General features: G+C 63.9%; 13 protein-coding genes. 4 read left to right on the top strand and 9 right to left on the bottom strand.

Going from position 1 to position 11,859, the window contains the following annotated elements; genetic code table 11:
- Positions 1 to 33 precede the first annotated feature (33 nt).
- From ACFI9K_RS21700 to ACFI9K_RS21680, 5 genes are all read right to left on the bottom strand, one after another.
- Positions 34 to 1,065, bottom strand: a complete 1,032-nt coding sequence (locus tag ACFI9K_RS21700) for a zinc-binding dehydrogenase (protein ID WP_462665409.1) — start codon at positions 1,063 to 1,065, stop codon at positions 34 to 36.
- Between the two features lie 370 nt (positions 1,066 to 1,435).
- Positions 1,436 to 2,539, bottom strand: coding sequence for an LLM class flavin-dependent oxidoreductase (locus ACFI9K_RS21695; protein ID WP_462665408.1), 1,104 nt, complete (start codon positions 2,537 to 2,539; stop codon positions 1,436 to 1,438).
- Positions 2,540 to 2,557: 18 nt separating this feature from the next.
- The gene (locus tag ACFI9K_RS21690) at positions 2,558 to 3,604 is read right to left on the bottom strand and encodes an ABC transporter substrate-binding protein (protein WP_462665407.1); all 1,047 of its coding nucleotides are present in this window, start codon (positions 3,602 to 3,604) and stop codon (positions 2,558 to 2,560) included.
- Positions 3,605 to 3,640: 36 nt separating this feature from the next.
- Entirely contained in the window at positions 3,641 to 4,360 is a 720-nt protein-coding gene (locus ACFI9K_RS21685; protein WP_462665406.1) for an ABC transporter ATP-binding protein, read from the bottom strand.
- A 3-nt stretch (positions 4,361 to 4,363) separates the two neighbouring features.
- On the bottom strand, positions 4,364 to 5,215 hold the full coding sequence (locus tag ACFI9K_RS21680) for an ABC transporter permease (protein WP_462665405.1): 852 nt from the start codon (positions 5,213 to 5,215) through the stop codon (positions 4,364 to 4,366).
- Between the two features lie 116 nt (positions 5,216 to 5,331).
- Here ACFI9K_RS21680 and ACFI9K_RS21675 point away from each other — a divergent pair, with 116 nt between their 5' ends.
- A complete protein-coding gene (locus ACFI9K_RS21675; protein WP_462665404.1) occupies positions 5,332 to 5,862 on the top strand; it encodes a GNAT family N-acetyltransferase in 531 nt (176 codons plus the stop codon).
- Positions 5,863 to 5,978: 116 nt separating this feature from the next.
- Entirely contained in the window at positions 5,979 to 7,046 is a 1,068-nt protein-coding gene (locus ACFI9K_RS21670) for a ParB/Srx family N-terminal domain-containing protein (protein ID WP_462665403.1), read from the top strand.
- 29 nt (positions 7,047 to 7,075) lie between these two features.
- Here ACFI9K_RS21670 and ACFI9K_RS21665 read toward each other — a convergent pair whose 3' ends face one another.
- Entirely contained in the window at positions 7,076 to 7,732 is a 657-nt protein-coding gene (locus ACFI9K_RS21665; protein WP_462665402.1) for a DedA family protein, read from the bottom strand.
- A 171-nt stretch (positions 7,733 to 7,903) separates the two neighbouring features.
- Here ACFI9K_RS21665 and ACFI9K_RS21660 point away from each other — a divergent pair, with 171 nt between their 5' ends.
- Together ACFI9K_RS21660 and ACFI9K_RS21655 are read left to right on the top strand one after the other, a co-directional pair.
- Positions 7,904 to 9,124, top strand: coding sequence for a sensor histidine kinase (locus tag ACFI9K_RS21660; protein ID WP_462665401.1), 1,221 nt, complete (start codon positions 7,904 to 7,906; stop codon positions 9,122 to 9,124).
- On the top strand, positions 9,115 to 9,759 hold the full coding sequence (locus tag ACFI9K_RS21655; RefSeq protein WP_462665400.1) for a LuxR C-terminal-related transcriptional regulator: 645 nt from the start codon (positions 9,115 to 9,117) through the stop codon (positions 9,757 to 9,759). The genes ACFI9K_RS21660 and ACFI9K_RS21655 overlap by 10 nt, the downstream gene beginning before the upstream one ends.
- A 9-nt stretch (positions 9,760 to 9,768) precedes the next feature.
- On the opposite strand, the gene ACFI9K_RS21650 is transcribed toward ACFI9K_RS21655, so the two are convergent.
- Genes ACFI9K_RS21650 through ACFI9K_RS21640 form a run of 3 tightly spaced genes read right to left on the bottom strand, consistent with a single transcriptional unit; the run spans position 9,769 to position 11,848 of the window.
- Complete coding sequence (locus tag ACFI9K_RS21650; protein WP_462665399.1) at positions 9,769 to 10,425, bottom strand: nitroreductase family protein; 657 nt, start codon at positions 10,423 to 10,425, stop codon at positions 9,769 to 9,771.
- A gap of 7 nt (positions 10,426 to 10,432) precedes the next feature.
- Positions 10,433 to 11,416 carry an alpha/beta fold hydrolase gene (locus ACFI9K_RS21645; protein ID WP_462665398.1) on the bottom strand — a complete coding sequence of 328 codons (984 nt, stop codon included), beginning with the start codon at positions 11,414 to 11,416 and terminating at the stop codon, positions 10,433 to 10,435.
- Positions 11,417 to 11,428: 12 nt separating this feature from the next.
- The gene (locus ACFI9K_RS21640) at positions 11,429 to 11,848 is read right to left on the bottom strand and encodes a hypothetical protein (RefSeq protein WP_462665397.1); all 420 of its coding nucleotides are present in this window, start codon (positions 11,846 to 11,848) and stop codon (positions 11,429 to 11,431) included.
- Positions 11,849 to 11,859: the final 11 nt, after the last annotated feature.

Raw genomic sequence — 11,859 nt, 5'->3', positions numbered from 1 at the left:
GGTGAGACGGCATGACGTCCACCAACGCTCTCCTCAGTCGATGTCGAGGATGATCTTCCCGTAGGCGGTGCGCGCAGCCAGTTCCTCATGCGCTTCCCCGGCGCGATCCAAGGGATAACGCGAGTTGATGCGCGGGCGCAGCACCCCCTTGCCGACAAGTTCGAGCACAGTACGCATTTCGTCACGCGTCTGGGTATGCGAGGAGATGTAGGAGATCTGGCGACGGAAGAACTCGATGATGTCGAACTCGACGACCTCCCCCGCGTGAGCGCCGATCGACACCAGTCGGCCGTACGGGCGCAGCATGAACATCGACTCGGTGAAGGCTGTCCCACCTACCCCGTCGAAGACCAGCTCGACCCCGCGGCCTCCGGTGATCTCGTCGACGGCGGTGCGCACGTTGGTCGTCGTGTAATTGATGACGTGATCGGCACCGTCAGCGGTCGCCTGAGCCAACTTGTCGTCTCGGCTGGCTGTACCGATCACGGTCGCGCCGGCAGCCTTGCAGATCTGGAGTGCAGCCGATGCAACGCCACCCCCGATCGAATGGATCAGCACGGTCTCTCCCAGCTTCAGCTCGGCGCGGATCATGAGCGCGTGCCGGGCGGTGCCGAATGCACTGAGTGCGGCTGCCGCCTCACCGAAGTCGACGGTGTCGGGAAGTGTCAGGCAATGGTCGGCGGGTGTCGAGATCTTCTGCGCGTACGTTCCCGGTATGTGCTCGCCGAGCAGTTTGCGGTTGACGCAGATGTTCTCCATGCCCCGTTGACACCACTCGCAGTGGCCGCAGGTGCGGATGTAGGAGACGGCTACGCGCTCGCCGATCCGAGCGGGGTCCACACCGTCACCGACAGAGGAGATGATGCCGGCACCCTCGAGGCCCAAGGTGTGCGGCATCGCGAAGTCGAATCGCGAGACGCCCTCGCGCACATCGATGTCGACGTGATTGAGCGCGGTCACCTTCAGATCGACCACCACTTCGCCGAATCCCGGAATCGGATCCGGAAGCTCCTCGATCTTCAGGACCTCGGGGCCGCCGTACTCGCGGAATACCAGTGCTTTCATGCCATCTCGTCTCTCGTAGTGCGCGTGTTCAGAGTACGGGAGGGCCACCGGCGTATCCGGGGCAGCGGTGGTGGTGGGTCTCCGACGTCGCACTGTCGATCGAGCAGGCGATGTCGAGCGGCCTGGAAGCGCACGGCGTCGGCGTCACTTCATGATTGCCGATCATCGTCGGTGCGGCGCAGGCCAACATCCACTACCTCGAGACCAAGCGCTCTCAAATGGGACACTTGTTGCCGCACAGCGTGGCTCAGGGTTGGTGAACGGCAGAGCGATAGAGGCCTCCATCGCCTTCTCTATCATCCACTTTTTACACGGGCTACTGGACAGATTTCCCATACGCGTGGACCCGACAGGTTCGATCCCACGTGCCCTAGAGTGCGGGAACCGTGATTCCTCGGGCGTCGAGGATGGGACGCACTCCTTCGGCGAAGTAGTACGCCTCCTCCAGGTGTGGGTAGCCCGAGAGGATGAATTCGTCGAACCCGGCGTCGTGGTATTCCCCGATCAGGTTCGCGACCTCCTCGTGCGACCCGACCAACGCCGTACCTGCACCGCCGCGAACCAGGCCGACGCCGGCCCACAGGTTCGGGTAGATCTCGAGCGAGTCCTTGCTGCCCCCGTGCAGCGCGGCCATCCGCCGCTGCCCCTCGGACTGCGACGACGAATGAAGTGCGTGTGCCTGGGAAACCTGGTCTTCGGGAAGCTCGTCGAGGAGCTTCTGCGCGACGGCCCAGGCCTCTTCGGACGTGTCGCGGCTGATGGTGTGCAGGCGAATGCCATAAGTGAGCTTGCGCCCCTCGGCGTCCGCGAGCGCCTGCACTTTCTCGATCTTCGCGCGAGCGTCGGCCGGCGGCTCGCCCCACGTCAGATACGTCTGCACGTGCTTCGCGGCGACGGCGAGTGCGGGATCCGACGAACCGCCGAACCAGAACTCGGGCAACGGGTCCGGTGCTTCGGACACACGCGCGTCGGCGACCTTGAAGAACTCGCCCTCGTGATCGACCGCCGACTCGGTCCAGATCCGGTGGACGAGTCCGAGGAATTCATCGGTGCGGGCGTAGCGCCGATCGTGGTCGATCCAATCACCAAACCGACGCTGCTCGACGTCGTCGCCCCCGGTCACGATGTTGAACAGCACCCGCCCTTCCGAGAACCGCTGCAACGTCGCGGCCTGCTGCGCCGCCAACGTGGGCGGCGTGAGACCGGGACGGAAGGCGACGAGGAACTTGAGCCGACGGGTGCTCTGCAGCAGGGCGGCCGTGGTCAGCCACGCGTCCTCGCACCACGTTCCGGTGGGAGTCAGCACCCCCTCGTAGCCGAGTCGATCCGCGGCCTGAGCGACCTCGGTGAGGTAGCGCAACGACGGACGACGAAACCCGGCGGGTTCACGCAGATTGCCGGAGGCGTGTGACGCGCCGACGATGGAGCGGCCGTCGCCAGCGGTGGGAAGGAACCAGAAGATGCGTGCGGACACGGGTGAACTCCTACGTGATCAGTTGGTGGATGCGTTCGCGTCTGCGATGGCGTCGTTGTAGCGGGTGTCGACGAAGTCCTCGAACTGGTTGCCACCAGGGATGCTGCCGCTGTCTACGAAGACATCGAACAGTGTCTGCTCCGACTCGACCACTTTGTCGTCCAACGTAATTGCCGGTCGCTGACTTCGTCCCTGCGCCAATTCGCCTGCTGCCGGGTCGATGCCGACTGCTGTTGAGTACGCCGCCGCCCACTCGGCCGGATTCTTCTCGGCCCAGGCGGAGGCTTTGGCCAGGCGAACGACGAAGTCCTGCAGGGCGGTATTGGTCGCCGGATCGTCCAGTGCTTGCTGCGAGGCGATACCGAAGCCATAACCGTTGGCGACGCCCTCAGCGGTGGTCAGTGTTTTGGAGCCGTTCTGGACCTGCGCGATCGCGGTGAACGGATCCCAGATTGCCCAGGCATCGACCTCACCCGAGGTGAATGCCGTCAACGCATCAGCGGGCTGAAGGAACACCAACTGAACGTCGCCGGTGGTCAAGCCGGCCTTCTGCAACTGCAGCAGCACATGGCCGTGCGCGGAACTCCCCTTGCCCACTGCGATCTTCTTGCCACGCAGGTCTGCGAACGATGCGAGCGTCGAGTCTGCCGGTACGAGAATCTGATCGCCGCTCGCGTCGTTGGTGTAGGCGGAAACAACCTTGATGCGCGCGTTGGCTGCGACACCGAAGACCGGCGGCGTGTTACCCGTGACCGCGAAATCGATCTGACCGGCCGTCGCGGCCTCCACCTGAGGAGGACCGGAAGTGAAGGTGGAGAACGCAACATCGTAGGGAGCAGAGTCCAGCTCGCCCGATGCACGCAGCAGTGCTTCGGTGCCACCCTTCTGATCACCGACATCGAGGGTGACCGTGGCGAGCTGGTCGTTCGAAACGAGTTCCGGGGCTTCGGTGGTCGCGGTGTCGCTGCCACGGGAGACGCAGCCGGTAAGGCCGGCGACCGCCAGAGATAGGGCGGCGAGCACACCGAGTGCGCGCAGAGAACGGGGACGAGCGTGTGGCGACATGTGTGAAAGATCCTTTTCAGGTGCCGAATTGACCGGTCAGTGAACTCCGAGAGCTCCGAGCAGGTGATGGCGAATCCGAGAGAAGCCGGGTGTTCCCCGGTCGCGGGGACGAGGCAGGTCGACTGTCACCGTGTCCGAGACTTCGCCGTTCTCGAGCACCACCACCCTGTCTCCCAACGCAATTGCCTCGTCGACATCATGGGTGACCAGTAGGATGCCGAAGCCGTGCCGTCCCCACAGATCGAGCAGAAGCGACTGCATGGTCAGCCGAGTGAGGGCGTCGAGCGCGCCGAACGGTTCGTCGAGCAGCAGCAGTTCGGGCTCCCCCACCAACGCCCGCGCCAGGGCGGCGCGCTGGGCTTGGCCACCCGACAGCGTGAGCGGCCACGCGTCCCGCTTCTCGGCGAGACCCACCTCGTCGAGGGTCGCGTCCGCAGCAGTCAGTGCGTCGTTACCCGTCACGCCCGCGGTGTTCAGTCCGTAGGACACGTTCTGACGGACCGTCCGCCACGGAAACAGGCGGGGTTCCTGGAACGCCACCGCCGGATTCCCGGCGACGTGCCGCTCCCCGGTGTGATCCGTCGACAGGCCGGCCAGCACGCGCAGGATCGTCGACTTTCCGGAACCGGAGCGTCCGACCAAGGAGACGATCTCGCCCCGCTCGATGGACAGGTCGACGCCCTTCAATACGTGGCTGGATCCGTAGAACTTGTCGATGCCGTGCAGGGTGGCGACGGACGTCGTCGTCGTAGTCATGAATCAAGCATCCAATCGGTATCGCAGGGCGCGCTTTTCGAGAATCCGGACGATGCCGTCGGTGGAGATTCCCATCAGGGCGTAGATGACAAGTCCGAAGATGATGGTGTCCAACCGCAGGAAATCTCGCGCATTGTTGATGACGTAACCGAGCCCGGATTCGGCGTTGATCTGCTCTGCCACGATCAACGACAGCCACGCGATGGCCAACGACTGCCGGAGCCCCACCAACAGTTGGGGAGCGATACTCGGCAGGATGATCGTGGTGAACCGCTGACGCCACGAGAATCCGAGTACGACGGCGGTGTCGAGGAAGTCACGATCGATCTGGCGTATCGCCGAGAACGTGTTCAGGTACAAAGGAAATGCGACACCCAGGGCGACCAACAAGATCTTGGGAGTCTCGCCGATCCCGAACCACAGAATGAACAGCGGGATCAGGCCGAGGTGCGGAATCGCGCGCAGCATCTGCAGCGGCGGATCGACGGTTGCTTCGGCGAGCTTGGACAACCCGACCAGCGCACCGAGTGCCACGCCGATCAATCCGCCCAGAACGAGCCCCTGGACGACCCGGGTACCGGAAATGGCAAGGGCCTCGGCCAATTCACCGGTGCGCAGCAGGTCCAGTCCCGCGTCGAAGATCAATGACGGAGCGGGAAGCACACGCTCGGAGAGAACACCTGCAGCGCTGGCGATCTGCCACAGGATCAGCAGTGCGACGGGAGAGAGAAAGCGTAGGACGGTCCACCGGTACCGCTGCCACACCGATTGTTTCGGTGACGCGGGCGCAGGGTCGGTGTCGCTGACACGCAGGTGCACGGGCCCAGCGGGTGGGGCGTACGACGTGACGACCATGTTCACGTGCCTTCCGGTTGATGACGAGCAGGTTCGATTCACCACCATCGGTCACGATGGGGGTCCGAGAACAGGGTTCGAATCAGCGTGAATCCAAGTCGGGCAGAATCGGACGTATGAACACCGCGCCCATCCACACCGAGCGCCTGACGCTGCGTCTGTACGAACCTGACGACGCAGACCGGATTCTCGCGTACTACAGCGACCCGGAAGTCTGCCGCTACTTGCTCCACGAGGCGTGGACACAGGCCGATGCGGTTGTCGCGGTGGGCAAACGGATGAAGCGAATCGGACTACACACCCAGGCACTGGCGATGGTCGTCGAACACGAGGGGACGGTGGTGGGCAACGTCGAGGCATGGTTGGTGGACAGTTCCCCGGCTCTCGTCGAACTCGGCTGGACGTTCGACCCGGCCGTATCCGGTCGTGGCTACGCCACCGAGGCGGTGAACGCGCTCATCGACCACGTGTTCTCGCTACCCCAGATCCACCGCGTCAGCGCGCAGATGGACGGACGTAACGACGCCTCTGCCCGGTTGGCCGCCCGGGTCGGGATGCGTCAGGAAGCGCATTTCCGAGCGAACTGGTGGTGCAAGGGCGAATGGACCGACACCCTCGTATACGCGATGTTGCGCGAGGATCGCTGACCGACGTGGCGCGTTCACCTCGTGACCACCTCTGGTTCGGTTCCTCGCCACCGGCCGGTGACCGGAGTGCGACAGTCTCGGGACACTTCACTTCTCGACTCCTGGGAGTTTCACGAATGCGCACAATTCGTAGAGCAGCCTTGCTGGGCACGCTCGCGCTGGTCTCCGTCGTATCCACGTCGATGGGCAGTGTCGCTACCGCTGCGCCGGCACGGACCGCGTCGCCGCTGTGCCAGGTTGCGGATCTGCTCCCCAGCGGATCGTCATCTGGCCTCGGCTACCAATGTGCTGAAGCGGGTGAGCTTCTGGATCTGCCGATCGGTGATGTGCGCGCGACGCAACCCTCGCTCGGGTACGACGAGGTGTACTACAAGCTCGGTCGCTACACGCTCGGCAAAGACGAGATCAACAAGAAGTTCGACGACTGGTGCGAGGCCAACGGCCAAGAAGAGGCTGCCTCGGCATCGCCCGGTGCGCGGCTGGACAATCCGTCGTCGTTCACCTGCACTGTGCCCGTCGGACAGGAAACGCCCGACACCATCGCACCTATGAAGACCGTTGTCATCGGGCCGGGCGGCGTGACCTACCTCACCGACGGACACCACACGCTGACCTCGTTCTACGAAACAGCCGACGGTGGACCGAATCTGCACCTTCGACTCCGGGTGGTCGCAAATCTCAGTGACCTGAGCACTGCCGACTTCTGGGCTCGAATGAAAGCTGAGAAGTGGGTGTGGAACTACGACGTCGACGGCAACGAGGTTCCGGTGGAGCAGCTCCCATCAGGCGTGGGTCTTGCCAAGTTCCAGAACGACAAGTACCGGAGCCTGATGTACTTCGCTCGCGACATCGGCTTCACCCCCGGCACCATCCCCTTCCAGGAATTCTATTGGGGTGCATGGGTTCGCGACTCCGGAGCGGTGGACATCAGCGGTTGGAACAGCAACAACCTGGCGAGCTACCTGAACACCGTCCAGTCGGTCTCGCGCGCTCAGGTCGCGGCCCCGAAAGACGCTGTGATCGACAGTGGCCGCACCGCAGCGGAACTCGGTGCCCTGAACGCCTGGAACGACGGAAAAGCAGCCACCAAGGGTGAATTCGGTAAGCTCTCGGCACCCTTCTCGGACGCCAAGCCCGGCAAACTCGCCTACGCCTTGCAATACAAGTCGGGACTGCCCCGGTAGGTGCAGGTCGAGTCGCCGGGCCGTCGTTCTTACAGAGCGGCCTGGCGGCGAGACCGCAACCGCAGGGCAACGAAGACTACGGCAGCAATGGCCACCGTGACGGCGACGATCTTCTGCAGGATTTCCGCATACGCGTCGACCAGGTGCCAGTTCTCGCCCAGCTGATATCCCGCGGTGACGAAAATGGTGTTCCAGATCAGACTGCCGATCGTGGTGAGTAGCAGGAACTTCGCCATTCCCATCCGCTCGATCCCGGCAGGCAGGGAGATGAAGCTACGAAAGAGCGGGATCATTCGACCGAGCAGCACTGCTTTCGAGCCATGCCTGGTGAACCACGCCTCCGAGCGGTCGAAGTCGCTGGCCCTGATCAGTGGAATGCGCGCTACCAATGCCCGCGTGCGCTCGCGTCCGATGATTGCACCCACCGCGTAGACGATCACCGCGCCCAGCACCGAGCCGAGAGTCGTCCAGAAGAGCGCGCCACCGAAGGAGAACACTCCCTGACTGGCCGAGAACCCGGCAAGTGGGAGAACGAGCTCGCTCGGAATCGGCGGAAACAGATTGTCGGCACCGACGACCACGGCCGCGCCGGGGCCACCGAGTGCATCCATGACTCCCACCGCCCAGCCTGCCAGCCCGTCGAGAGTCTCGGTTTCTGCTGCTGCGGTAATCAATATGTCGGACATGGCAATTCCCCTGTTCGTCGGTGTTTCCTGTCGTGAAGGACGCTGAAAACGCTACGAATTTCGTGAATGCGGGGCATCGAGGAATACCGTCGCCTCTCGCCGGGCAAACCGCATGGAAATCCTGTGGTTTACCGCAGTATCAGCGGGCATTTGTGCGGCTACGCTGCTGGAGTGCTGGCTAACCGTGGCGTGTACCCAACCGGGCAGGCGGATCGTGTGTCGATCGGCTCACTGCTGCGGCGTTGGCTCACGGCACTGTCCGGAGTTCTGCTCGGTAGCATCACCGCGGTAGCAGCGCTGCTGTTCTCTGTGATGACCTCACTCGCCCTCGTTCTGGCGCGCATCCTCGGTCGACGAGGGTGGCCTGTGCAGAGGGCAGTAGACGCCAGCGCATTGTCGTTCTCAGAGTTCGAGATTCGACGCATCAGCCGATTCCACGGCGCGCTGCGCACGGACGCGCTGACCCCTCTACGCTGCCGCATGTATCTCGGTCTGCGGTGGACGATCGGAATACTCGGGCTCGGCGTGGTTCTCCTGCTGACACTGTGCCTCGTCGTCGCGGGCTCGATGGTCTCGGCATGGATTTTCGGCGGCGACTGGGGCCTGATCGAAGAGTCCAACCGCGTCGACGGCGGACTCGTCGCGATGGCCGCGCTGCCCGGGATACTGTTGATCTTCGTGGCCGCTGTCGGCGTCGCAGGAGTGGGATCGTTGGACCGCTGGTTTGCCGTTCACGTGCTCGGACGGCAGTCCGAGCGACTGTTGCAACAGCGGGTGGCCGAGCTGACGAGCAGCCGCGATCACGTGGTCGACGCCATCGACGACGAACGCCGACGCATCGAGCGTGACCTGCACGACGGGGTGCAGCAGCACCTGGTTGCACTGGGGATGCTGGTCGGCCGGGCTCGCCGCGCCGACGATCCTGCGAAGGTGCACGAACTCCTCGGCCAAGCCCAGGTCGCCTCGCAGGGAGCGATCGACGAGTTGCGCGAGGTTGCCAACCGGGTCTATCCGATCGCGCTCGACAAGGACGGCCTGCGCGCAGCTCTCGAAGCACTGGCCGAGCGGTCCGGTGTGCCCGTCCGACTCTCGTACGAACTGACGGAGAGGTTGCGCCCCGCTGTGCAAACAGCCGTCTACTTCGTCATCTCGGAGGCGGTGACCAACGCAGCCAAACATGCCTCCCCGACATCGTTGGAGGTCAACGTCACTCGGCAGAAGTTCGATCGCGTACTGGCAACCATCACCGACGACGGGGGCGGCGGTGCTGATCCGTCCGGCACCGGACTGTCCGGACTGGCCCGCCGCGTCGCTGCGATGGATGGCACCCTCACCGTGGACAGCCCGGTCGGCGGCCCGACCGTCGTGACTGCGAGCGTCCCATGCGCGTGATCGTCGCGGAGGACTCGACGTTGCTGCGTGAGGGTCTGGTGCGTCTGCTCGTCGACGAAGGCCACGACGTGATCGCGTCTGTGGGCGACGCCGACGCGCTTCTGGTTGCTGTGGAACTGGATCGTCCCGACATCGTTGTCACCGACGTCCGTATGCCCCCAGGTCACAGCGACGAGGGCCTGCGGGCGGCACTGACCATCCGCGGTCGATGGCCGGAGGTGGCAGTACTCGTGCTCTCCCAGTACGTCGAAAACCGTTACGCAGCAGAGCTGATCAGCGGATCAGGGGGCAAGGTCGGATACCTGCTGAAGGACCGAGTCGCGCAAGTCGACGAGTTCCTGGACGCCCTCGACAGGGTGGCCGACGGAGGGACTGCCTTCGACCCGGAGGTGGTGCGCCAGTTGCTCTCTCGCACCACCCGATCGAATCCCCTCGAACGACTCACTCCGCGCGAGCGCGATGTGCTCGAGCTGATGGCGCAAGGTCTCACGAACGCCAGAATTGCCGCTGATCTGTACATTTCGGTGAGCTCGGTCGAGAAACACATCAACGCCGTGTTCGACAAACTAGGATTGGCGAACTCCACCGGTATGAGTCGACGGGTGATGGCGGTGGTTGCCTTCCTGCGCACGTAACCGATCCGACTACCAGCGATCGACGTGCAGCACCGTCTCGATGGGATCCCGCGGCGCGACCTTGAACGTCTCACCCGTGTAGTACGCCGTCGGAATCAACGCGCCCTGATGGAAGTCTTCGGGGATGCCGAGAAGCTCGGAGATCTCCGCCTCGCGGGCCAGATGAATTGTGGTCCAAGCCGTTCCGAGGCCACGTGCCCGTGCAGCCAGGGCGTAGTTCCACACCGCAGGCAGCAGTGAGCCCCATAGACCGGCCTGATTTCCCGCCGGGAGCGTCTTACCTGCCTGGATGCACGGGATCAGCAGTACCGGAACTTCACCCATGTGCTCGCCGAGCCACCCCGCACTGTCGCCGACTCGCTTCTGCACCGAGGCGCGTTCCGGATCGTCCGCGAACAAAGCCGACGCGGAATGCTTCGACGCCTGATACGCGGCGAACAGTTCGCCGTAGATCGCGCCGATCCGGGCACGAAGATCGGGATCGGTGACGACGATCCACTGCCACCCCTGCTTGTTCGACCCGGACGGGGCCTGCAGCGCGATCTCGAGACATTCCTTGATCAGTTCCAACGGAACCGGCCGCGTCAGGTCGAGACGCTTGCGGACGGTGCGCGTCGTGGTGAGCAGTTCGTCGGGAGTCAGGTCGACAATCGGGAAAGAAGTCACCTCTCGATCATGCACCATCCGGCCTCTGCAGGGCCCGGTTGGTTAATTCCTCGTTCGCAGCATCCCAGCGCGCCGCCATCGACATTCCCCCATGCCCATCCCCCTCGTCGACGACGAGTGTCGACCCGGGCCAGCGTCGGTGTAGTTGCCACGGCGTGACCGCGGGCCCTGAGATGTCCTTTCGGCCGTGGATCAGGGCACCCGGGATATCGGCCAGACCTTCGGCTCGATCGAGCAGGGGCGGATTGCAAAACCCGTCGTGCGACCAGTAGTGCGCCGCCAACCGCACGAAGGCCAGTCGGAACCGGTCGTCGTCCCACCTGGGATCGCGTCTGATACCTCCGGTGCCGATCGATATGTGGACGTCCTCCCACAAGGCCCATTCTCGGGATGCACTGTCGCGCAACGTGAGATCAGATGAGTTCATCAGTCGGTCGTACGCGTCGACTATGCGGCTCTCACCTCGTCGATAACCGACGCCCGATTGCTCGGCGAAGGTAGCGAAGCGATCCCACGCCTCCGGAAAGATCGCACCGACGCCCTCGGTGATCCAGTCGACCTCAGCTCTGCCCGTCGTCGTGACCGCAACGAGGACCACGCCGAGAACCCTCGTCGGATGCGCGAGAGCGTAGGCGAGAGCGAGAGTGGATCCCCAGGACGCGCCGTTGACGATCCACGTCTCGACGCCGAGGTGCTCACGCAAAGCTTCGATATCGGCGATCAGGTGCGCAGTTGTGTTGGGGGCCAATGACGTCGCGGGATCGGACGCATGCGGCGTGGAACGGCCGCACCCACGCTGCTCGAACCCGACTGCGCGAACACGGGACAGGTCGAAGTGGCGACGAAACTGACTGGCGTTCAGGGTCCCGCCCGGTCCGCCGTGAAGGTAGACAGCCGGGACGCCGCCGGACGGGCCCCATTGCTCCCAGTAGATGCGCTGTCCGTCCCCGACGTCCAACATTCCGTGCAGAGTCGGCTCGTCCGATGTCATACCGCCATCACATCATTCGAGAGGCATTATCTGCCGGATCATTGCCCACGCGGACGCGTCGACCCACGAGGGGTTGGCCTGCTGCGGCGACCGGAACACCTCGAGCAGCGACAGTTCCTCGATGGACCGAATGTCCGACGCGAGGATCGGCTCATCGAACAGCGTTATGTTCGTCGAGATCTTCCACTGCGAACCGGGAACCGGGGTGCCGGCCAATCGGCCCGCACCCCAGATCCCGCGTCGCGGGTGGCTACTGACCCAGAACAGCACGGGTTGCCCGGGTTTCATCAAACGTGTTCGGTAGTTGTCGGCGACGCACCAGTTCTCGTGCGCACGTCCGGCTTCGATCATCGGTGCGAGATCGGTCTTGTGCGGATTGCACTTGATCACCCATGCACCGAGCGTCTGGTCCGTAATTGCCCGTGCCGTCACCTTCGCCATCG

This window comes from Rhodococcus sp. PSi06, assembly GCF_054960675.1.
The sequence above is the reverse complement of the archived record's forward strand: the minus strand, read 5'-3'. Positions and strand labels throughout refer to the sequence as shown.